Annotated in this window: 16 protein-coding genes; 1 reads left to right on the top strand and 15 read right to left on the bottom strand. The window is 66.2% G+C overall.

Going from position 1 to position 21,833, the window contains the following annotated elements:
- Positions 1-3: 3 nt before the first annotated feature.
- Positions 4-1,257 carry a hypothetical protein gene (locus pbN1_RS13740; RefSeq protein WP_244856960.1) on the bottom strand — a complete coding sequence of 418 codons (1,254 nt, stop codon included), beginning with the start codon at positions 1,255-1,257 and terminating at the stop codon, positions 4-6.
- A gap of 148 nt (positions 1,258-1,405) precedes the next feature.
- Between pbN1_RS13740 and pbN1_RS13735 the strand changes: the two genes are divergently transcribed.
- Positions 1,406-3,265, top strand: a complete 1,860-nt coding sequence (locus tag pbN1_RS13735) for an asparagine synthetase B family protein (protein ID WP_169201295.1) — start codon at positions 1,406-1,408, stop codon at positions 3,263-3,265.
- Here pbN1_RS13735 and pbN1_RS13730 read toward each other — a convergent pair.
- From pbN1_RS13730 to pbN1_RS13665, 14 genes are read right to left on the bottom strand one after another with little or no spacing between them, the layout of a single operon-like run.
- Positions 3,213-4,562: a putative O-glycosylation ligase, exosortase A system-associated gene (locus pbN1_RS13730; protein WP_169201296.1), complete on the bottom strand. Its 1,350-nt coding sequence runs from the start codon at positions 4,560-4,562 to the stop codon at positions 3,213-3,215. The genes pbN1_RS13735 and pbN1_RS13730 overlap by 53 nt on opposite strands.
- Entirely contained in the window at positions 4,550-5,926 is a 1,377-nt protein-coding gene (locus tag pbN1_RS13725; protein ID WP_169201384.1) for a phenylacetate--CoA ligase family protein, read from the bottom strand. The genes pbN1_RS13730 and pbN1_RS13725 overlap by 13 nt, the downstream gene beginning before the upstream one ends.
- Before the next feature lie 8 nt (positions 5,927-5,934).
- The gene (locus tag pbN1_RS13720; protein WP_280516187.1) at positions 5,935-6,717 is read right to left on the bottom strand and encodes a sulfotransferase; all 783 of its coding nucleotides are present in this window, start codon (positions 6,715-6,717) and stop codon (positions 5,935-5,937) included.
- Positions 6,718-6,760: 43 nt separating this feature from the next.
- Positions 6,761-8,017, bottom strand: coding sequence for a glycosyltransferase (locus pbN1_RS13715; RefSeq protein WP_169201298.1), 1,257 nt, complete (start codon positions 8,015-8,017; stop codon positions 6,761-6,763).
- Position 8,018: 1 nt separating this feature from the next.
- On the bottom strand, positions 8,019-9,614 hold the full coding sequence (gene xrtA, locus pbN1_RS13710) for an exosortase A (RefSeq protein WP_169201299.1): 1,596 nt from the start codon (positions 9,612-9,614) through the stop codon (positions 8,019-8,021).
- Positions 9,611-10,816 (bottom strand): TIGR04063 family PEP-CTERM/XrtA system glycosyltransferase, encoded by a 1,206-nt coding sequence (locus pbN1_RS13705; RefSeq protein ID WP_169201300.1) that lies wholly within the window; start codon positions 10,814-10,816, stop codon positions 9,611-9,613. The genes xrtA and pbN1_RS13705 overlap by 4 nt, the downstream gene beginning before the upstream one ends.
- 3 nt (positions 10,817-10,819) lie before the next feature.
- Positions 10,820-12,748, bottom strand: a complete 1,929-nt coding sequence (locus pbN1_RS13700) for an XrtA/PEP-CTERM system amidotransferase (protein ID WP_169201301.1) — start codon at positions 12,746-12,748, stop codon at positions 10,820-10,822.
- A 17-nt stretch (positions 12,749-12,765) separates the two neighbouring features.
- Complete coding sequence (locus pbN1_RS21040; RefSeq protein WP_342343969.1) at positions 12,766-15,189, bottom strand: TIGR03087 family PEP-CTERM/XrtA system glycosyltransferase; 2,424 nt, start codon at positions 15,187-15,189, stop codon at positions 12,766-12,768.
- Positions 15,186-16,223 (bottom strand): FemAB family XrtA/PEP-CTERM system-associated protein, encoded by a 1,038-nt coding sequence (locus pbN1_RS13690; RefSeq protein WP_169201302.1) that lies wholly within the window; start codon positions 16,221-16,223, stop codon positions 15,186-15,188. The genes pbN1_RS21040 and pbN1_RS13690 overlap by 4 nt, the downstream gene beginning before the upstream one ends.
- Before the next feature lie 2 nt (positions 16,224-16,225).
- Complete coding sequence (locus pbN1_RS13685; protein ID WP_169201303.1) at positions 16,226-17,089, bottom strand: XrtA system polysaccharide deacetylase; 864 nt, start codon at positions 17,087-17,089, stop codon at positions 16,226-16,228.
- Entirely contained in the window at positions 17,086-18,243 is a 1,158-nt protein-coding gene (gene wecB, locus pbN1_RS13680; RefSeq protein WP_169201304.1) for a non-hydrolyzing UDP-N-acetylglucosamine 2-epimerase, read from the bottom strand. Before wecB ends, pbN1_RS13685 begins: the two co-directional genes overlap by 4 nt.
- The gene (locus pbN1_RS13675; RefSeq protein ID WP_169201305.1) at positions 18,236-19,315 is read right to left on the bottom strand and encodes an XrtA/PEP-CTERM system-associated ATPase; all 1,080 of its coding nucleotides are present in this window, start codon (positions 19,313-19,315) and stop codon (positions 18,236-18,238) included. The genes wecB and pbN1_RS13675 overlap by 8 nt, the downstream gene beginning before the upstream one ends.
- Positions 19,316-19,326: 11 nt before the next feature.
- A complete protein-coding gene (locus tag pbN1_RS13670) occupies positions 19,327-20,802 on the bottom strand; it encodes a TIGR03016 family PEP-CTERM system-associated outer membrane protein (protein WP_169201306.1) in 1,476 nt (491 codons plus the stop codon).
- A 31-nt stretch (positions 20,803-20,833) separates the two neighbouring features.
- Positions 20,834-21,832, bottom strand: a complete 999-nt coding sequence (locus pbN1_RS13665) for an XrtA-associated tyrosine autokinase (RefSeq protein ID WP_169201307.1) — start codon at positions 21,830-21,832, stop codon at positions 20,834-20,836.
- Between the last annotated feature and the right edge of the window lies 1 nt (position 21,833).

Raw genomic sequence — 21,833 nt, 5'->3', positions numbered from 1 at the left:
GAGTCAATGAAGTCTAGCAAGTCGTGGCGACATCGCCCCGTTCCGCGTCAGCGTGCCGAGCAGCCACCCGGCAGACCGCAGCGGCCAGGCCAGGCCGGTTGCCTTCAGCAGTCGCGCGCATCGCGGCTCCGCCTGCAGGCGGCACAGCCAGGCACACAGGCGGATCGGCAGCGCGCGCGCGCGCAGCGGCGACGCGGCGTCGTCGAAGTGGCCGACGAGTTCGGCCGTGCGCATGAAGCACAGGTCCGGGTGGCGCGCGACCGCGCCGCGCAATGCACGCTCGAGTTCGATCAGCGCCGTTCGCGCGGGCTCGGGCGGCGCGATGAAGCTCTCCCGATGCGTCTCCAGCAACGTCGGCCGACCCTGCGCCGTCCGTGCCGCTATCGCCTGCCACACCCGCTCCGCGCGGTGCCCGCGAATCGGCTCGAAATAATCGTTGCGCACCACGTAGCGCAGCCCGCCGACACCGCGCTCGCCATTCAGCGTGCGGCGCGTCGGCGGCCCGAGAGCGCCGGCCGCATCGCGCCCCTCGTAGCGGCAACCGGGCGTCACGACGCAGCGCACGCCGTGCGCCGCCCAGGCCCGCTCGAGCGCATCGTTCCAGACGAAGGTGTTCGGCACCACGACCTGCGGCAGCTCGCCGAAGATCCGCTCGAAAAGCGCGGCCTCCTCACTCACCGCGGCGTCGATCACGGGCGGCGCAAGCGGCGTGCTGGGCAGGCGCGCCGAATCGACCCAGCGGCTCTGCAGCGCCGCCGGCAGCGCTTCGCTGCGTGCCGACGGGTCGGCGAGCCATTCGCGTAGCGCCGCGTCCCCGGCCAGGCGCGCGAGCAGCGCCGCCGGCCAGAAATGCTCCAGACCGTGCCGCTGCAATGCGAAAACGCCTTTCACGCAGCCGTCCCGGATCGCTGCGACGATCGGCGCGAATTCGGCTTCGGCGAGGCTGCGCCGCACGTAGATTTTCCCGTTCGCGGCGAGGATCGCTGATCCGTCTGGCACACCGAGCACGATGCCGAGCGTCATCACCGCCGGCCGACCGGATCGGTCGCGGATTGCATCGAGAATGGCGGCGATCGCGCGCAGGATCCCGGCGTCTGCGGCAGGCCCCGGACCCCAGTCGTCGCTCTCGACAATCACGACCGGCCGCGTCAGCACCGGCTCGCGCCATAGGGCCCGCAGCAACCGTCCATGCATCGCCGTGAGCAGGCCGGCCGAAACGACGATCCACAGCAGCAGCAAGGTCAGAACCGTACTCATCGCCGGGTCGCTCCACAGCCGTCTTTCGCGATCATGCCGCGCTCCCCGCACACGCGCGCAGGCAGGCAGCGCGAGTCGCGCCGCACTTTCCTCGCATATCATCGGCTACCATTGCAGCGGCCCCAATCAACCTGGAGGATCCGAAGCGATGAAAACCCACCGAATTCTGTGCGGATGGGCAAACCTCGGGGGCGGAAACGACATCGCGCCCGAGGCGCTGGAAGCGATGTTCGGCGCCGAAGGCACCGTCAAGCCGGCTCGCGTGCTGGATCTGCCTGGCGCAAGCCGGATCGCGGCGGGTCCGACGGCGAGTTGGATCGAATACGACGCCACGGCGCAGTGCGCCGTCGCCATCCTCGGCCGGCCACGCTGGGGCGAGCACGCGACGGCGGCGCTCGCGAACGACCGCGGCCACGCGGCCGCCGCGATTGCGCGTTACCGCGAGCACGGCGATCGCATGCTCGCGGACCTGTTCGGGAGCTTCGCGCTGGTGCTGATCGACTTCGCTCAGGGGCGCGTCGTGCTGGCGGTAGACCGGGCGGGGGTGGAGCGCATGTGTTTCGCGCGCGTCGGTTCGCTGCTGGTCTTTTCGACCAGCGCGCGCGCCGTCGCATGGCACCCGGCCGTCGGTGCGCGGGTGAGCCACCAGGCGCTCTATGACTATCTCTACTGCCACATGGTACCGAGCCCTGGTACGGCATTCGCCGGCATCGAGAAGCTGCTGCCAGCGCAACGGCTTGTCGCGACCTCGCACCACGCGGCGCGCGACTTCTACTGGGCAATGCGCTTCGAACCCGCAGCCGGAGCCTCCGCGACTGCACAGGAAGAATCCTTCAGGGACCTGCTGCGGCAATCCGTGCGACGCCAGATCGATGAGCGGCCGACCGGTGCATTCCTTTCCGGCGGCACCGACAGCTCGACGGTGACCGGACTGCTCGGCGAAATCAGCGGTCGCCCTGCACGCACCTTTTCGATCGGCTTCGACGCGGAGGGCTTCGACGAGCTGGAGTATGCACGCGTCACCGCGCGGCACTTCCGCGCCGAGGCCCAGGAGTTCTACGTGACCCCGGAACATGTCGCCGAGGCCGTGCCGCTGATTGCCGGCGCATATGACGAGCCGTTCGGCAATGCGTCGGCGGTACCGGCGTACTTCTGCGCCCGGCTCGCGCGGGAACATGGCGTCGAGGTGTTGCTCGCCGGTGACGGCGGCGACGAATTCTTCGGCGGCAACGTGCGCTACGCGAAGCAGGGGATATTCGAACACTATCAGGCGCTCGGGCCCGCGCTGCGCCGCCTGATCGAACCGGTCGTGCTCAACTTCCCGCGCGGGGCATCGCTGCTGCCGGTGCGCAAGGCTCAGAGCTATGTGCGCCAGGCGAGAATCCCGCTGCCCGACCGCCTCGAAACCTATAATTTCCTGCACCGGGACCCGCTCGACGAGATCCTCGAACCCGAGTTCCTCGCCGCGGTGGATACCGGAAGGCCGCTCGATTTGATGCGGGAAGCCTATTCGAGGACGGAGTCGGAAGACCCGGTGGACCGGATGATGCACCTCGATCACAAGTTCACGCTCGCCGACAATGACCTGCGCAAGGTCGGCCGGGTGTGCGAACTGGCAGGCATCGATGTGCGTTACCCGTTCCTCGACGACGATCTGGTCGAATTCTCCGGCACGCTGCACGTCGCGCAGAAGGTGAGTGGCAACAGGCTGCGGGTGTTCTTCAAGGACGCGCTGCGCGATTTTCTGCCGGGCGAGACGATCGCGAAGTCCAAGCACGGGTTCGGCCTGCCGTTCGGGCTTTGGCTCGGCACCAGCGAGCCGCTGCAGACGCAGGCGAGGCAGGCGCTCGGGAGCCTCCGGGAACGCGGCATCGTGCGCCCGGATTATCTGCAACGCCTGTGGCGGGAACATTCGAGCAGTCATGCGACTTATTATGGCGTCATGATCTGGGTACTCACCCAGCTCGAGCTCTGGCTGCAGCAGAACGATCGGGCACGGGGCCGATAGGCGTGGAGAGTCCCGGCGCCGGCGATGCGTCCCCCGCCCGCCCGACCTTCGCGTCGCCGAGCAGCCCCTCCCGATGCAGGATCGCCTTCACGATCACGATGATCAGCACCAGGTTGTAGTAATAGTCGAAATACGCCATGCCGAGAAAAGCGCCGGCCGCGAAGTAGGCGATCAGACTGACCTGGACCATCGTGGCCAGATCTCCCATCCAGGCGCGTTCCGGAACTTTCTTCACCGCGCGCGCCACGGCGCCCGCCGAGCGCCACGTCAGGACAGCGAGCAGCAGGAACAGCGCCAGACCGAAGAATCCATGCTCTCCGAGCACCTCGAAATACACGCTATGGACATCCCGGGAGTTCGTGGGATCGGGTGCATAGAGCGCGAACATTCCGCGCTGGAAGGTTTCGAACCCGCCGCCGAGCGGGCGGTCCTTCGCGAGATTGAAGGCCATCCACCACGCATTGACGCGCCCCATCGCCGACTTGTCTTCCTCGTAGCTCTGGATCGTGTGCATGCGCTCATACCAGGCCTCGGGCATGACCTGCACGACGGCGAAGACCGACGCTGCAGCGAGCAGCGCAACGAGGACTTTCTGTCGCGATTTGAGCCAGAACATCAGGCCCATCGCGGCCATGCCGAGCAATGCGCCGCGCGACTGCGTCCCGATCGCGCCGAGCGCGGTGAGGACCGTCGCGGCATAGATTCCGCTACGCAGCAGCCATTTTTGATCGATGCTCCGGGCGAGGAAATAAAGCAGCGGGATCGTCATCGCCAGCGCGAGCCCGATTTCGTTGTTGCCGCCGATGAAAGTCCCGGGCGGTCCCTGTACCCGGAAGACGCCGCCGTGCAGGATCGTAAAGATGCCGCCCTTGACCCCGTAGAACGCCAGTGAAAGCGCGATCGTCCATACCAGCAGCTTCAGGCGCTGCGGAGTCGTGATGAGCATCATCGCGACGAGGATCATCAACTGGATCTTGATGACCTTTTCGAACTGCAGCCATGCCAGCTCGGAGTAGACGGCGAAGATCGTCGTGATGAACATCCACCCGGTGAAGAGCACCAGGACCACCGTCTCGCGCTCCCACGGAATGCGCTTCTCCTCTTTCGAGAACAGCATCGCGATCAGGGTCGTCAGCGCCACGATCATGGCGAACGGCATCGTCGTGCTGAACCCCCACGCCATCCGGTGCGGATTCATGAAGCCCAGCCACGTCCACACCAGGATGCCGATCCACGGGCGCCTGAGGATGAACGGCAGCGACCCGAATACGGCCAGTGTTACCGCTATGTCACGCATTGAGGAACTCCCCGGACATCCACACGGCTCACGACGTAACGATACTTGCCGGATTTTTCCGGCAGGATGGCGGGCACGCGTTCGACTTCGACGCTGACCCCCTGGCCGAGGCGCTTGCCAAAGCCATGCCGGATCCTGTCCTCGGTTTCGCTGCTGAAACCCGCCCCAGGCACGACCATCACGCGGGTCAGTTCGGTGCTCTCCTGCACGATCTTGAACGCCGCGACCTCGGGCAGGTCGCGCAGGACGTAGATCAGCGCGAGGCCGTGCATCACGGTCCCGTCGCGCGCGACGACGAAGTCCGTCGCCCGGCCGTGAATTTCCTTGAGCAGCGGCAGGCCGCGCCCGCAGGCGCACGGAGCCGGATCGATCGCCGCGACGTCGCCGGTGCGGTAGCGGATGAACGGGAAGTCCCGCGTCGCCAGATGCGTGATGACGATCTCGCCCGACTGCCCGTCCGGTACCGCCCCACCCTGCGCGTCGACGATCTCGACGACGATGTCCTCGGCGGTGAGATGCATCCCCCCCGACGGACACTGATGCGCGATGAACCCGGCGTCGCGCGCGCCGTAGCCGTCTGCCACCCGGCAGCAGAAGACGCGCTCGAGGGTCGCGCGCTGTTCATCGTAGAGCCGCTCCGACGTGCAGAATGCAACTTTCACGCCGAGATCGTCCATGCGCTGTCCGCGCGCTTCAGCGTGCCGCGCGATCAGCGACAGCGCCGACGGATACCCGAAAAGCATTTTCGGGCGACGCCTGCGGATGCGCTCGACGAACGCATCGAGCCGGTTTTCCGACATCTCGAACGCCGGCAGCAGTTCAGTGCGCATCAGCGCGTCGCGCCATTGGCGGATGCGGTCCTGGGTACCCAGCTCTATCGGCGAGCCCCACACGACGATTTCCGGGTCGCCGATATCCACGCCCCACCAGCGCGTCGCGCGCCACTTGGCTGCGACGTCGTGACTCACCCGTTCGCCGCCGATAAAGAAAATCAGCGGCTCGCCGCTCGAGCCGCCCGTATTGAAGCGGGCGAGATCGCGCGCCTGGTCCGACTTGAGCGCGTCCGCATTCGAGCGAATTTCGGCCTTGCCGAGGAACGGCAGGCGCGCGAGGTCACGAACGTCCGTGAGGGCGTCCGCATCGAATCCCGAGCGGGAAAAAAGCTCGCGATAATATGGAACGTGGCGCTGCGCATGTGCGAGCAGAGCGCGCAGGCGGTCGAGTTGCAGGCGCTCGATGCGCGAGCGGTCCCACCACTGGCTCTCCTCGAGTTGCCTGCGCACCCGCAGCGTGTCGTGTCGCTTCGCACGTTCCTGCGCCGGGAACACGAGTTTCGAGACGAAGGCGGTATACATGTCGTTCATCACCTCGTTCATGGCCGGGCATCCCGTGCATGGCAAGAATCGAACTGCTGCGCGAGGCCCTCACACAGTTGCGCCACGGCCGGCTCGATCCCGGACACCGGTTTGTGCCGGATCGAACTCGCGAAGACTCCGCGCGTAATCTCCTTCGAGTACGAGACACCGAGGAAACCGAAAATCGAAGCACACTCCTGCTCCGGCTCCTGCACGAGTCGTTCGTAAGAGACAAGCCTGACCCTCGGATCACGATCGAAGGCCTGTTCGAAGAACAGCACATTGCGGAAATACCAGAGCAGCGCCGCCGCCGATGCCTCGCTCATTTCGGGATGCCAGAGCTGACGGACAAGCGCATGCGTCGCATCCGACATCCCCCGCGCACGCCAATCATCGACATGGCGGTCAGCGGCGATGCGTGCGACCTGCTTCGTGAAATTGCCGAACGAGATCAGCGCCGATCTGACCGCATCGCGGTAGTCGCGAACGATCCAGACCGTCTTGGCCGGCGCGAACTCCGTCATCAACTCGCTTAGCTGTTCGAGTTCGCACAGTGCCTTGATGACGAAGGTTGACGCACGAGAGCGCTCCACCAGTTGCCGGATCACCGCGCGGTCGCGCATGCGGTAATTGTCGAACGCGCGCGGATCACGTTCATGGTACACGTCGGTCAGATAGCTGCGCTCCAGACGGTCCATCAGCATGTTCGTGCCGGAACGCTGCATCCCGGCGACGAAAACCACCTGCGCAGGCGAACTGCGCCGCACCCATTGATACGCCGACTTCGACGCAACGAGCATCTTGTATTCGAGCCGCTCGCGAACGTGACTGACGCTCAGGCGTTCAACCATGCACCCGCCCCTCCGCTTTCACGTGCCGTGGCGAAGCGGCGGCGGCATCCGGCGCGAGCGCCGCGAATTCCTCGAGCAACTCGGCGACGCGCCTCGACCATTCGTTTTCCCGCGCGTACGCGAGCAACGCGTCGCGATCCCAGACTTTTTCCAATGCGGCTTCGATCGCGCGGAGCAGCGCCGCCTGATCGCCGAACGCGACGACCGTTCCCAGTTCCGCTCGACTCACAACTTCGCGATTGCCGCCGACATCGGTCGTCACCACCGGCAACCCGCACGCCATCGCCTCGAGGAACACGTTCGCCCACCCCTCGTTGCGGGTCGCGAGCACGAAGACATCCGCCGCCGACAGCGGCAGCTTCAGATCGTCCGGCTCGACGACACCGAGAAAGCGGACCGTGTCCGTCAGCCCGAGCTCCTGCACGGACTGCTCCAGCCGCGTGCGCCAGTCGCCTTCGGCACTTGCGCCGCCAATGATCAGATAGACGAGATCGGGAAATCGCTTGCGCAACTCCGGCAGCAGCTCGATCACGCGGTGAAAGCCCTTGCGTTCGGTCAGCCCGCCGACCGAGATCAGCACCCGCGCGCCAGCGGGTATGCCGAAGACAGCGCGCGCCTGCGGCCGAGGCAGCGGATGAAACCTGCAGGTATCGACACCATTGCCGACGACCCGGACCTTGTCCTCGGTGGCCCCCAGCCGCAGCGCGAGCGCGCGCAGCGATCCAGAGACGGAAAAGATGCGCTCGGCCCGTTCGAACGTGCGACGCAGGCGAGGTGCCAGCGTGGGCGTCGCGGCGTGCCGAACCTCGGTGCCGCGCAACGTGACCGTCACCGACGTGCGCAGCCAGCGTCCGATCAGGGTCGCGGCGTAGCCGTCCGGGTACGCGAAGTGCGCGTCGAGAACGTCCAGCCGTCCGGCGCGCTTCAACCGCCACAGCGCGGGCAGACAGCCAAGCGCCAGGAAAATCCCGTCGAGCGCCTTGAAAATGCCAGGAAAGCTCAGGAATCGTGGATGAATCACTTCAATGCCACTCTGCGTCTCGCGCCGGGGCACCGCCGGACGAAAACGGGGGCGCCACAGGCGGACGAGGAACTGAAGCGGGAACCAGGCGACCGGCGCAACAACGGTCAGCGGCAGGGATTGACCGACCCGGAACATCCGCTCGCGGATGAACAAGCCGGCATGAGGCTGCGCGATGTTCGGGAACAACGTGGAGAAGACCACGACGTGCACCTTGTCCGTTCGCATGCTAATGCTCCATCGCAGCCGCCAGCATGTCGCCCACGGCCGGCCCCATTTGACGCATGAACGAACCCAGCGCCGCCTCGGCCCTGCCGCGGTCTTCGACGGCGAACGGGGCATAAACCATCACCGCGGCGGAGTCGTCGCCGCTGCCGCCGAGCATCGAGGCCACGAGGTACAGCTTCGCGACGTAATCGTTCGTCGTCCATCGCCCCCCGATCCAGTACCCGTGCCACACGAGCAGCCTCCCACTCGCACTCGCCATCTCGATGCTGCCGACCTTCACATCGCGCGCGCCCACTTGCGTTTCGCGTTCACCATAGGCCCTCATCGTCCACACCGGATCCTTGCTCTGCAATACCCGATTCTCGGAATTGACCAGCTCCTCGCCCGGCCGCTGGTCGCGGTAGTAGGCGATATAGAGCCCGACGGGCTGCCCGCCGGCATCCCATGCCGCACGCAATTCGCTGCGCATCCCCGAATAGCGCGGCGACCACGCGGGCAGCCGTTCGGCCTCGACCGGCTGCCATTCGCCCTGGGGCTGCAGCGCGGAAAGCCGAACCGGTCCATGCTGCCCCTGCTCGTTGAGCATCCCGAGCGCCGGCTTCCAAGCCAGGACGGCCGCAAGCGCGACGACGAGAAAGCCGGCGACCGACCGCGACGCAACCGTTGGACGCATCTCGCCGGGCGACGCGCGCGTGGCAGGCGGGGCGAGCGGCGCGTCGTCCTCGCGCCATCGTCCCCCGACCCAGAACAGCACGAGCATGACGACGCCGAAGAACACCCAGCCGTAGATCAGATGATCGACCCCCGCCGCGATCCGGTTGTCGCTGAAGTGGGCGAGCATGACGATGCCGTAGGCGCGCAGCCAGTTCGCGAGGATAGGCAGGAGCACCGATAGTCCGGCAAAGATCAGCCGGCGGCGCAGCGACCGGTAGGTCAGATAGGCGTACAGGCTGCCGACGACGACGGATGCGATCAGGTAACGCACGCCGCTGCAACCCTCGACGATCGCCCAGTTGCCGGACGGAATCACCAGGCTCCGCCCTTCCGCATACACCGGCACGCCGGACAGGCGCAGCCCCCAGACGACGAAATCCGCCGTGCGATCCATCATCCACGGGAACAGGAATTCACCGAACGGCACGGAAAAGAACAGGAACCCCAGCGGGAAGGCCAGCGCCCGGACGATCGCGGTGCCGGCGATCGCCCACACCAGCGCAATGACCATGCCGACGAGCGCGAACTGTGACACGCTCGTGACGCTTGCGAGTTCGCCGAGCAACCAGGCGAAACCGGCGGCGGCACCGGCGAGCGCGCCCGCCAGCGAGGGCGCCAGCGGCAGGCCGCGCAGCCGGGCGCGATTTCGCCATATGAGCCAGCACGAGATCGGCGCAACGATGAAGCCGTGCGCGTAGGTATCCGAGCGGCTCCAGATGGCCAGAAGCGAACCGACCGTATCCCGATACCAGAACAGCAGTAGCGCAAGCGCGGCGACCAGCACAGCCAGATGAAGCGAGCGGTCGGGCACACTCCGGTCACCTTCGCCCGCGAGTGCGGCGGAGTCATGCGAAAGTGCTATTTTGTGTTCAGGGGCGCTCATAGGGCAGTCTCCGGTACCAGTCTGCTGTAGGGGACGCGATATGCCTCGACACTGTTGCGCCAGTTGCGCTCCGACTCGACAAAGCGGCGGCCGGCGGCGCGGTAGTCGCTCCAGTGTCCACGCTGCTCAAACATTTCGCCGACCGCGGCGGTCAGCGCCGAGGTGCTGCCGGCACGGAACAGCCGTCCGGTTTCGCCGTCGCGGACAAGCTCCTTGTGGCCACCGACGTCGGAGGCGACGAACACCCGCCCCTGCGCCATCGCTTCGAGCGGTTTGAGCGGTGTCACGAGTTCGGTCAGGCGCATCGAATGACGCGGGTAGGCGAGCAGATCGATGAGATCGTAGTAACGACTGACCTCATCGTGCGGCACCCGCCCGGCGAAGATGACACGGTCGCCGATGCCGAGCCGGGCCGCCTGTGCCTTCAGGTTCGCCTCCTGCGGGCCGCCGCCGACCAGCAGCACGCGCAGGTCGGGTTGACGTACGAGGATCCCGGGAACGGCGTCGAGCAGCAGATCCAGGCCCTCGTAGGCATAGAACGAGCCGACAAAGCCGATCACCGTCGCGGCGTCGAGTCCGAGACGCGCCCTCAACGCGGCGTCCGGGACACCCGACAACTGGAAGGACTCGATGTCGACGGCGTTCGGGATCACGGTAACGCGGTCTGCCGGGATTCCGCGCGCCAGGATGTCGGCCCGCAGCCCGGCGCAGATCGTGAATATATGATCGACGCGGCGCAGCGCGTACGTCTCCAGCGCACGCGTGAGCCGGTAGCGCAGACTGCCCTCGCTCGTCGTGCCATGGTCGACTGCGGCGTCTTCCCAGAAGGCCCGGATCTCATAGACCACCGGGATCCCGAGGCGCCGCCCCACCCGCAGCGCCGGCAGCGCGTTGAGGACCGGCGAATGGACGTGGATCAGGTCCGGACACAGCCGCGCGGCGATTTCCCCGATGCGCGCCTCGAGCGCCCGCATCAGCGCGACCTCGCCGATCACCGGGGGCGCTGGTGCCTGCGCCGGGGTCCGGAAGAAGCACAAACCATCGATCTCCTCCTCGGCAGCAGCTGCTTCGCCCTGCTTCGGCGACGTCAGATGGAAGGTCTCCCACCCAAGCGCCCGCTGCTCACGCAGAATCGCCGCGGAGCGGAAGGTATATCCGCTGTGCAGCGGGATCGAGTGGTCGAAAACGTGCAGGATGCGCATGAGTCATCCCGCCAGTCGCGCCGGTTCGACCGGCGTCGCAAACGCGTCACTGTGGCGCAGGAAAGCCTCGAACATCAGCAGCGTCCACAACGACGCGCTGTAGTCGCGCACCCCGCTCTGGTGGGCATCTACCAGATGGCGCAGATAGTCGGGATTGAAGAGGCCGGTGCCGGCCAGGGTCTCGCCGAGCATCGCGTCCCTGACACGTTGCTTCAATGGCCCACGGAACCAGCGTGCGAGCGGCACCGAAAATCCCATCTTCGACCGGTACAGCACGTCGTGGGGCAGCAGGGGCTCCATTGCCTTCTTGAACAGGTATTTACCCTCCTGCCCCTTCACCTTGAAACCGGATGGCAGCGTCGCGAGCCATTCGACGAGCGGATGATCCATCAGCGGCTCGCGCACTTCGAGCGAATGGGCCATGCTCGCGCGATCGACCTTGGTGTTGATGTCGCCGACGAGATAGGTCTTGAGGTCGAGATACTGCACAAGAGCGAGCGGATCGTCGGTCCCCGCGGCCTCACCGTGACGGCGGAACACGTCGAGCGCGCTATAGCCGGCCAACTGCGCCTTGAAGCCGCTCGAATAAAGCCGCCTGCGCATGTCGTCGCGCAGGATCGACACCGAATGGAAATACGCCTGCACGGAATCGCGCGCGAGCGCCTGGAACGTCGTTTTCGCGCGGAACACCCGCGGCGCCCAGTCCGCCTTCGGATAGAGGCGTCCGAGCATGCCGAACATCGGCCGGCGTACGCCGAGCGGCAGGCTCGCGCGCAGCTTCTCCTCCATCATGTGCAGGCGGTAGCGGCGGTAACCGCCAAAGCTCTCGTCGCCGCCGTCACCCGACAGCGCCACGGTGACCTTCTTGCGCGCGAGCTGACAGACGCGGTAGGTCGGGATCGCGGAGCTGTCGGCATACGGTTCGTCATAGAGCGCGGCGAGCGTGTCGATGAGGTCGATGTCGTCGGACTGGACCGTCTCGACGTAGTGGCTCGTCTGGTAGCGCTCCGCGACCTTCCGCGCGAACTCCGATTCGTCGAAGAGCGCATCGTCGAACGCGATCGAGCAGGTGTTGACGGGCTCGGTCGACAGGCCCGCCATCGTCGCGACAACCGCGCTGGAATCGACGCCGCCGGAAAGGAACGCGCCGAGCGGCACGTCTGAAATCATCCGCAGACGCACCGATTCACGCAGCCGCTCGGTGAGCTCGGCGAGCGCATCGGTCAGGCCGATCGGGTTGTCAAGCGTGAAGCGAACATCCCAATAGTTTTTCGGTGCCGGCACCGACTCGCCGCGACGGATCGTCAGGGTCTGCGCCGGACCGAGCTTTTTCGCCCCCTCGAAGATCGTGCGCGGTTCGGCGATGTAGCCGAGCGCGAAGTATTCCTCGACCGCACAAGGATCAATACGCCGGTCGAGTGCAGGATGCTGCATCAGCACTTTGAGTTCGGAGCCGAAAACGACGGTGCCGTCAGCCAGCACGGCATAATGCAGCGGTTTCACGCCGAGGCGGTCGCGCGCGAGGAACAACGTGTTGCGGTTGCGATCCCATAGCGCGAACGCGAACATGCCGCGGAAACGCTGCACGCAGTCTTCACCCCATTGCTCCCAGGCATGGACGATGACCTCGGTGTCGCTGCGAGTATGGAAGCGGTGGCCGCAGCGTTCGAGCTCAGGCACCAGTTCGCGGTAGTTGTAGATCTCGCCGTTGAACACGACCGCGACCGAACCGTCCTCGTTGAACAGCGGTTGCTGGCCCGTCGACAGATCGATGATCGACAGGCGCCGATGGCCGAGCGCGACGCCTGGCTCGAAATGCACACCCCCCTCGTCCGGCCCCCTGTGAAGCTGGATGTCGTTCATCCGCTGCAGCAGATCGCGCGGAAACTCGCGCTTGTCACGGGTGTGGAACAATCCGGCAATTCCGCACATCGACGCGCCCTCCCCCGTCAGGTTGCGAGCACCGGCAGCCCGGCCGCATCCAGAAGCGACTCGTAAAGATCGGCGTAACGCCCGACCATACCATCGATACTGAACTCACCCTCGACGCGCCGGCGGCCCGACCGCCCGCGCGCCGCGGCCATCGCCTCGTCAGCCGCATAATAGGCCAGCGTATCGGCAAGGGCGGCGGCGTCGCCGGGCGGGACCAGCGAGCCGGTTTCGTCGGCAAGGACGAGTTCGTAATTCCCCCCCACCTGCGTGGCGATCACCGGCAGCCCGCTGGCCATCGCCTCGAGGATCGTGTTCGAGATTCCTTCCGCCCGCGACGGCAGCACGAAGATATCCATCGCCCGCATAATCTCCGGCACATCCTCGCGTTCACCGGCCAGCCACACCCGGTCGCCGATGCCCGCAGCGGCGATTTCCGCCTCGATCTCGCCCCGCAACGGACCATCGCCGACGATCACGAGGCGCAGCCGCTGCGCCAGCGCGGGGTCACGCGCCACGAGCAGCGCAAACGCATGCACAAGATTGAGCGGATCCTTGATCGCCTGAAACCTGCCGACCGTGCCGACGACCCGCAAACCGGATTCCTTGAATGGTAAGCCGTCGAGCCGGTGCCGGCCGGCGGTCGCGGGGCGAAAGCGCGCGGTATCGACGCCGTTGCAGATCCGTGTGACATGCTCCGGCGCCACCCCGACACTCTCCGTCAAGTACGCCCGCAGATGGTTCGACAGGGCGACATAGTGCGTGACGAACCGCCGGTATGCCCGGCGAATCAGGCGAAACCGCAGGCGGATGCCGTGCGGATCGGAGACATCCCAGCCGTGCTCACCATGAATCCGCACCGGCACGCCGGCCGCCCACGCCGGCACGACCGCTTCGAGCGCGGCGAGGTTGCGCGTATGCACGATCGCCGGACGCAACGCCCGAAACAGGCGGTACAGTGCCGGATATAGCCTGATGCCATGTCCGGGCCCTTTTTGCAGCGAGATGAACTGCACGTCGTCATGCACCACGCGAGCGCAGAAATCCGGCGAACAGTCGGTCAGTGCGACAACCGCGTGGCGGAAACGCGCCGCGGGCAGATGATTGATCAGGTTCGCGACCCCGTTTTCCAGCCCGCCGACGTGGAACGCATACACGACATGGACGATCAACGGGCGAGCATCGGCGTCGGACCACGCCCGGCGTGCCCGCTCCTGCGACTGCCCGGCGTCGGGACGCTCGCCCAGCAGCCGATCGAGCCGGCCCAGGTGGGCGTCCCAACTGTAGTCGGCCAGCACGCGCGCGCGCGCGTGCTGGCCCATTTTCCTGCGCAACGCCGCGTCGCCGAGCAGCGTATCGATGCGCTCGGCAAACTCGGCGGCACCGTCGGCAATATCGAAATCCAGCCCCGGACGGCCTTCGAGGCCCGCGGCGGAAGCTGCCGACGTGACAACCGGTTTGCCCATCGCCATCGCTTCGAGAACCTTGTTCTGGAGGCCGCGTGCAATGCGAAGCGGCGCCGCGACGAGATCGGCGTGCGCGAGCCACGGGCGTACATCGGGCACGCTGCCGGTGACGACAACCGCCGGTCCGGCCAGCGCGACAACCGCTGGCGCGGGATTCATGCCAACGACGTAAAAACGCACTGCGGGCCGCACGCGGTGAAGCACCGGCAGGATGTCGCGCACAAACCATGTCACCGCATCGACATTCGGCCAGTAATCCATTGCACCGGTAAACACCACCACAGGCCCGCGGTCGGGATAAGGGTTGGGATATTCCCGCCCGGGCGAAAAGAACTCCGCATCGACGCCGTTTCGCATCGACACGATGCGATCGGCCAGGTCAGGCGCCGTACGGCAAAAAAGCGCAGCCTCGGCGTCGGTCACGAACAGGCTCGCATCCGCGGCGCGTGCCGCCGTGCGCTCGAACACCAGCAGGCGCTCGCCCTCACGCCGGTACAGCCAGGACATCGGCCAAGGCCGCCGGGCCGCGTACTGGATCCACTTGGCCGAATCGAGGTCGCAGAAATCGACGATGCACCGCGCCAGACCGGGCACATCGAGGTATTGCGCCATCGGACCGGAAAACGCGACCGCCCGCCGGATGCCATGGTTCCGGACGGTTTCGTGCACCCATGCCCGCATGCCGCCGTCACGGTAATACGGCAGACTCAGGGCTTCTCCGGTGAATAAGCCACGCAGGCTGGCGAGCCGTGCGCGTCGTGGCTTGAGTTCGACGGCATGTATGCCGGCACACCACTGACCGAGGGGCCCGATGCACTCCCGGTCGTCCGGGTGATCGACGAAGGTGCCGAGGTAGACGCGGTGGCTGCGCGCGAGATGGCGCAGGATGTTGAACGAACGGACCTTGTCGCCCTTGTTTGGCGGATAGGGGATGCGATGCGCCAGGTAGAGCAGCGGCGGCCGGGAATCCATGATCATCCCAGGTTGCGCACGATGTGCGGCCCGATCGCATTCGCCACGCGTATCGGCAACCGGCGCCACAGCGCGATGAAGGCGCGGTATTTCGGATTCATCGGGTTGTTCTGCGGCACCGAGTCGCGCTTGTAGAGGCGATATTCGTACGACAGCGGCTGCGGCTCGAAGCCCCAGTTCTTCTTGAAGCTGAACGGACCGGTGCCGATCTTGCTGCGGCCGAAATCGAACAGCCGGCAGCCCCGCGCGGATGCGCGGCGCATCAGTTCCCAGTATTTGAAATCGTTGGCCGCGACGTCACGTGCCATCACCGCGTCGCCGGCGTAATACGGCAACACTTCGTCGCGAAAATAGAAACTCAGCACGCTCGACAGCGCATTTCCCTCCGGGTCGCTCACCGTGAGCACTTCGCAGTCCGGCCCGAAGTCCTTCATCAGGCGCGCGAAAAATGCTTTCGGCAACGCGGGCGTGCCGTGCCGCAACACGTTGTCGGCATACAGCGAGAAAAAGCGCTCGACATCCGGATCGGCCCGGCTCGCCAGCCCGTGCCTGATGCCCTTGCGCACCATCGCTCGCTGCTTGCGCGGGATCGCGAGCAGGTTCGCGTCGTCATCCGCCTGAATCTCCTTGCGGAACGTCACGTACAGGTCCTGCCGCGGCCACTCCTCGTGGCGGGGCGCGAGGTTGCGCAACTCCAGGTGCTGGACGCGCAACCGGCGCGCGAGCGTTTCGGCCTCCGCCTCGACGAGCGCAACGCCTTCGGGATCGCCGGCCGGGCCGCCATAGACACAGAAAGGCAGGGACGTCAGGGCGTGGCCGAACAGCCGGCTATTGACCTCGGCGAGCGGCAGCACGGCGATGATGTCGCCGGCGCGTTCCGCATACAGGAAGAAGGTCCGGTGGCGAAAAATTTCGCGGATGATCCCTTGCCACGCCGACAGGTGGAAGAACGTCGCGTCCGGGCAGCCGCGGACGAATGCGTCCCAGCGGTCGTGATCCGCGCCGGTGAGTTGCCTGACGACCACCGGAACCCGATCCATCGTCAGTGCTCCCGGGACGACGGGCTTCCGGCACCGGAGCAGAACACGTGGTCGGCCCGCCCCCAGGAAAAATCGCCCAGCAGATGACGCAGGCGCTCCTCGGTGCGGTCGAGGTTCAGGTAGTGGCGAAAACGCGTCCGCACCGACGCCGCCGCGACCCGCGGCTGCCCGGGATCGATCTCCCACGGGTGGAAGTAGAAAATCGCCGCGCGGTGGTCGTCGCGATTGACCTTGTCGATCTGCCAGCGCGACACCGCATAGGGCAGCAGGCGGAAGTACCCGCCGCCGCCCGCGGGCCAGTTGCGCCCCAGCCAGTGCATCGTCGTGACCGGGACTTCGAGCAGGCCGTTGTCCAGCCGGTACGGGAAGCGCGGCGCGTCCGGCATGCCGTAGTGATCGTGCCGCACCGGATACACGCTCGAACTGTATGCGTATCCGGCCTGCGCGATGCAGTCGTGCGCCCACAGGTTGGTCTTGCCGATCGAGAAGCTCGGTGCGCGATAGCCGGTGACCGGCTGGCCGGTGATGTGCTCGAGCACGCTCCTCGCCCGCACGATGTCGGCGAGGAAGGCTTCGGGCGACTGGGCGCTGGCGCGCTCGTGCGCGTAGCCGTGGCTCGCCACCTCATGCCCGGCCGCCGCGATCCGCTGCACGAGCAACGGATGGCGCTCCGCGACCCAGCCGAGCGTGAAGAACGTCGCGCTCGTCCCGTGTCGATCGAGGAGTTCGAGGATCAGTTCGACGTTGCGCTCGACCCGGCACGGTATCCGCTCCCACTCGCTGCGCGGGAAATGCGGGGCGAGCGCGGACACCTGGAAGTAGTCTTCGACATCGATCGTCAGCGCGTTCACGATCGCCGTGCTCATGCCGGCTGCGCCTGTTTCTCATGCGCGTCGAGCCACGCCGCGAGGTGTGCGGCGATGCGCTGCGCCGCCCGGCCGTCCCAGTATTCCGGCACGCGCCCGCGTTTGCCCCCGCCAGCGAGAACCGTATCGACCGCCGCCCGCAGCGCCGCCGGATCGACGCCGACCAGCGTATTCGTGCCCTGCTCGACGGTTATCGGGCGTTCGGTGTTCTCGCGGATCGTCAGGCACGGCACCCCGAGCGCCGTCGTCTCCTCCTGGATGCCGCCCGAATCGGTCAGCACGACCGTCGCCCCCGCCATCAGGCCGAGCATCTCGAGATAGCCCTGCGGCGGCAGGATGACGAAACCCGGCGCGCCGAGCCGGTCGAGCATGCCGAACCGTTCGAGGTTGTTGCGCGTGCGCGGATGCAGCGCGATCACCAGCGGCAGGCGGGTGCTGATCTCGCTCAGCGCGTCGATGATCGGCCCGAGCGTTTGCGGATGATCGACGTTCGACGGGCGGTGCAGCGTCACGACGCCGTAGCCGCCGGCGATCCGTTCCGACGGATACCCCACGGCCGCGAGCAGCTCGGCCGGCAGCGCGGCCTTCGGCAGGTTGGCGAGCAGGCTGTCGATCATCACGTTGCCGACGAACACCATGCGCTCGGGCGCAATTCCTTCGCGCGCGAGATTGTCGTGGGCGCTGCGTTCGGTCGTATACAGAAGATCTGCGATCTGGTCCGTCAGGACGCGATTGATCTCTTCCGGCATCCTGCGGTCATGGCTGCGCAGGCCGGATTCCACGTGCGCGACCGGCACGTGGCGCTTGACCGCGACCAGCGCGCACGCCAGCGTCGAGTTCACGTCGCCGACCACCAGCACCGCGCGGGCGCCGTGCGCGTCGATGACCGGTTCAAAACGCCTCATCACCTCGGCGGTCTGCACTGCATGGCTGGCCGAACCCACTTCGAGGTTCACCTCCGGGTGCGGCAGATCGAGGTCGGCGAACAGGCGCTCGTTCATCGCGCTGTCGTAGTGCTGCCCGGTGTGCACGAGCAGCGTCCGCAGCGGCGGCCGATGTGCCGCGAGGGCGCGGATGATCGGCGCCATTTTCATGTAGTTCGGGCGCGCCCCGACGACGCAGATCACCGGCGCCGCCGCCCCTGGCTCAATCATGAGGCGAATCCTCCGTCGTGCCGTCGCGCCGCACCGCAGCCAGGAGCTGGTTGAGGACGTCGAGAGTGGCCGACAGCGAATGTTCGAGCCCGGCAATGCGCGCCTCGATGCGCTGCACGTCGAAGCTGGCCGCCATGCCTGCTACCTGCCCGGTCAGCCCGTGGGGAACCACCAGGCGAGCCGGATCGATCGATCCCGGGGCAAAGGCGCCGCCCTGGAACGGAACCGGTTTTCCGTTCGTGCCCCGCCGCGGCGCCGGGTCGAACTCTTCCTTCAGTTCGGCAACGATTTCGCGCACGTCTTCGCCGGACACTTCGTGACGCTCGGCGAGGAACGCGGACAGCATCAGCCTGTCGCACAGCGCGTTGATGCGCCGCGGGATGCCGCCGGTGTAGCCATAGATCGCATCGAACGCCGCGGGGGCAAAAACCGGGTCGCTCTCCCAGCCGACGTGGTGCAGGCGATGCTCGATATAGGCGCGCGTCTCTTCGGCGTCCATCGGACCGAGATGATACGAAGCGATCACCCGCTGCCGCAGCTGCTGCATCTGCGGACTCTGCATGACCTCCCTGAACTCGGGCTGGCCGACGAGGAAGCTCTGCAGCAGCGCGTGATCTTCGAGCTGGAAGTTCGACAGCATGCGAAGTTCCTCGACCGCTTCCTCGTAGAGGTTCTGCGCCTCGTCGACGATCAGCAGCGCCCGCTTGCCGGCGGCGGCGAGCGACACGAAATAGGTTTCGAGGGCGAGCAGCAGGCCGGCCTTGTCGAGACCCCGGCTGGGCACGCCAAACGCCACCGCGACCATGCGCAGGATGTCGTTCTGATCGACCTGCGTGCTGACCAGGTTCGCGGCGACGACCTTGCTCGGCTCGAGGTGCTCGAGCAGGCTGCGCACCAGCGTCGTCTTGCCGGCGCCGATTTCGCCCGTCACGACGATGAACCCCTCGTTCTGGTGCAGCCCGTATTCGAGATACGCCATCGCCCGTCGATGACCCCGGCTGCCATAAAAAAATGCCGGATCGGGATTGAGCTGAAAGGGTTTTGCGCGGAGCTTGAAATACGATTCGTACATTCGACCCCCGGTCAGAACTGCATGCCGAGACTGGCAGTCAGGATGTTTTCCCTGAAATCGCTGGCCCCCGTCGCACGCTGGTGGCGGTAGGTCAGGCTCCCCGCAGTTCGCCTCCCGAGGCGGGTACTGAGCCCGAGCGAAAACGTCGTCCGCCTCGTTTCGGCATCGTCTGCTCCCCGCCCCTCCGCGTAGGAGCGGACGAGGCTCGTGTTCAGCGACGCCGCGGGCGACAGGCTGTGGCTGAGCGAAACCGTCGCCGAGCGCGTCGTGACGGCATCGAAGACTGCAAGGTCGTCACGCGGGTCGCTGATGAACGGATCGCCGAGGCGGGAGCGTTCCGTGCGTTGCAGCGAGAATGTCAGGACATTGCGCGCACCGAGCAGCGACACGCTGCCGCGCAGCGTCCGCGCGAGGAAGTAGTTGTTGGTCACGAACGTGTCCCGCACCCCGAGCGCCGGATAGCCGAGCTGCTGGCGCACGAGAACCTCCCGCTCGAACAGATCCGGGATTTCGTCCGCAAGCGCATCGAAGAGACTCCTGAAGGCCGGATCGTCGAATACGCTGCCATTCGTCTGCAGCGACGATGAGATGTCGCGCGAATAGGAGATGTCCCACCACGACAGCGGCCGGCGATGGTTGAAATTCAGGTAATAGCCGCGCCCGAAGATGCGGTCTTCGGCAGTAGCCGACAGCGCCGTTCTCGGCGTCGGGTTCCAGTCGAAACCGGCGCCAGTGATCGTGCCGCTTTCACCCGAACGCACGGAGTACTCGTTCGATTCGTGACCCGCGATCGCACGCAGGCGGAACTCTGGCGACACGCGCAGGAACATCGTCGCGCGAACGACTTCCTCCGTCACCTCACTGTTCGCCACCTCGTCATAACGGGTATCGACGCGCGAGTAATCCAGCGACCAGCCGCCCCTGCCGAACGCCTGCGGGTCGGAGAGCTGGCCGCGAGTGTTCGCAACGGTGCGCGACAGGATGCCCCCCCCGCCGTCAAACCAGTTCATCCGATAGCTGGCGACACCCTGCGGACCGGCACCGAGCCTGAAATGCAGGCGCGGTCCGAGCGAAAAAACCCGGGTCTCGTTGGCGCTGTCGGTAGAGAGAAAATCCTGCGTTGCCCGCCCCCTCAGATCCGACGTGTTGTTGCGGCTGATCGAAGCCGACATGTCGAGGAACAAGACGTCTTCGACCGCTTCGACCTGACCTTGCCCCTGCATCGCGACGAAGGTGGAATCCCGCTCGCTGTCGTTGCCATGCACGATGCTGCGCAGGCGCGCGTCGAGGCTTCCGGTGACACGTCCCCGGTCGCGCGCGACGGCAATCCCGGGCGCGATTTCGGCAACCCAGTCGCCGCCGCCCTCGGTCGCGCTGGCGTTGTCGGAATAGGTCAGCCTCGAATAGATCGACGGCCTCACGGTGAAGACCTGCGCGTTCGCGTTCCCGACAACGATCACCGCACCGGCAAGCGCAAGAAGTTTCATGCCGGCGCGACCCTCGCGGAGCACGCGAGGTTCAGGCCGCAGCGTCCGTCCGCGAATCCGCACCGTACTCTTCCGTTCGAGAACCTCCGCCATAACCATATCCGTAGCCGTATCCATATCCGTAAAGGCTGCCGCGACCGCCCTCCGCCGCCTTGTTGAGCACCAGGAGCCTGATCGGGCACGCATCGATCGTCGAAAGCGCCTGCTGGATGGCACCATGGGTCGTCCGCTCGGACTCGACGACCAGCACGACCTGTCCCATGTGGGTCGCAAGCACGCGCGCTTCGGTGGTTGCCAGCAGCGGCGGCGAATCGAACACGATGATCCGTTCTGCGTAACGACTGGCCATCTCCTCGAGCATGTGATTCATCGCATCGGACGCGATCAGCTCGGTCGCCCGCTGATGGACCATCCCCGCAGGAAGGATCGAAAGCTTCTCGATATTGGTTCGCAGCAGGACTTCGGAGAGATCCCCGACGTCGCCGGCCAGCACGTCCATGAGACCTTTCCTGGGTGGCAGGCCGAGACGCGAGAGGATCGCCGGTCGAGAAAAATCGGCATCGACCAGCAGGACCGTGTGGTCGAGCTCCATCGCAATGCTCATCGCGAGATTGATCGCGGTAAACGACTTGCCTTCGCCGGGTAACGCACTGGTGATCATGATCAGGTTGCCATTGGCCACCGCCGCCGCACCCTTGCCCTGCGCATTGTGAATCAGCGGACGCTTGATCACCCGGTATTCCTCGGCGATCACCGAGCGCGGCTGTTTCGGCGTGACGAACCCGAGCTGGGTCAGGCGGTCCAGATCGAGTTCGACGCTGACAGCCTCTGCAGCGACCCGCGGCGCCTGCGCCGCACGTTCGCTTCGTGCGGCGCGTCCGGGCAATTCGCCCGATGCCGCGGTGCTGGAATCCGCCGGCTTTTCGGCTCCGCCGGCATTGCCGGCGTTACCGGCATCCCGCTCCGGTGTTTGCGCGTCCGCACGCTGCAACTGGCCGAGCCGCTCGACGGCCTTTTCGATGAGACTCATG

Source organism: Aromatoleum bremense (assembly GCF_017894365.1).
GTDB lineage: Bacteria > Pseudomonadota > Gammaproteobacteria > Burkholderiales > Rhodocyclaceae > Aromatoleum > Aromatoleum bremense.
Note: the sequence above shows the minus strand (reverse complement) of the source record. Positions and strands in the feature narration are given on the sequence as shown.

Excerpts from the sequence above, each read along its gene's own strand:
- pbN1_RS13740 (WP_244856960.1), bottom strand. The coding sequence starts at position 1,257 with ATGAGTACGGTTCTGACCTTGCTGCTGCTGTGGATCGTCGTTTCGGCC.
- pbN1_RS13735 (WP_169201295.1), top strand. The coding sequence starts at position 1,406 with ATGAAAACCCACCGAATTCTGTGCGGATGGGCAAACCTCGGGGGCGGA.
- pbN1_RS13730 (WP_169201296.1), bottom strand. The coding sequence starts at position 4,562 with ATGCGTGACATAGCGGTAACACTGGCCGTATTCGGGTCGCTGCCGTTC.
- pbN1_RS13725 (WP_169201384.1), bottom strand. The coding sequence starts at position 5,926 with ATGAACGACATGTATACCGCCTTCGTCTCGAAACTCGTGTTCCCGGCG.
- pbN1_RS13720 (WP_280516187.1), bottom strand. The coding sequence starts at position 6,717 with ATGCTCGTTGCGTCGAAGTCGGCGTATCAATGGGTGCGGCGCAGTTCG.
- pbN1_RS13715 (WP_169201298.1), bottom strand. The coding sequence starts at position 8,017 with ATGCGAACGGACAAGGTGCACGTCGTGGTCTTCTCCACGTTGTTCCCG.
- xrtA (WP_169201299.1), bottom strand. The coding sequence starts at position 9,614 with ATGAGCGCCCCTGAACACAAAATAGCACTTTCGCATGACTCCGCCGCA.
- pbN1_RS13705 (WP_169201300.1), bottom strand. The coding sequence starts at position 10,816 with ATGCGCATCCTGCACGTTTTCGACCACTCGATCCCGCTGCACAGCGGA.
- pbN1_RS13700 (WP_169201301.1), bottom strand. The coding sequence starts at position 12,748 with ATGTGCGGAATTGCCGGATTGTTCCACACCCGTGACAAGCGCGAGTTT.
- pbN1_RS21040 (WP_342343969.1), bottom strand. The coding sequence starts at position 15,189 with ATGATCATGGATTCCCGGCCGCCGCTGCTCTACCTGGCGCATCGCATC.
- pbN1_RS13690 (WP_169201302.1), bottom strand. The coding sequence starts at position 16,223 with ATGGATCGGGTTCCGGTGGTCGTCAGGCAACTCACCGGCGCGGATCAC.
- pbN1_RS13685 (WP_169201303.1), bottom strand. The coding sequence starts at position 17,089 with ATGAGCACGGCGATCGTGAACGCGCTGACGATCGATGTCGAAGACTAC.
- wecB (WP_169201304.1), bottom strand. The coding sequence starts at position 18,243 with ATGATTGAGCCAGGGGCGGCGGCGCCGGTGATCTGCGTCGTCGGGGCG.
- pbN1_RS13675 (WP_169201305.1), bottom strand. The coding sequence starts at position 19,315 with ATGTACGAATCGTATTTCAAGCTCCGCGCAAAACCCTTTCAGCTCAAT.
- pbN1_RS13670 (WP_169201306.1), bottom strand. The coding sequence starts at position 20,802 with ATGAAACTTCTTGCGCTTGCCGGTGCGGTGATCGTTGTCGGGAACGCG.
- pbN1_RS13665 (WP_169201307.1), bottom strand. The coding sequence starts at position 21,832 with ATGAGTCTCATCGAAAAGGCCGTCGAGCGGCTCGGCCAGTTGCAGCGT.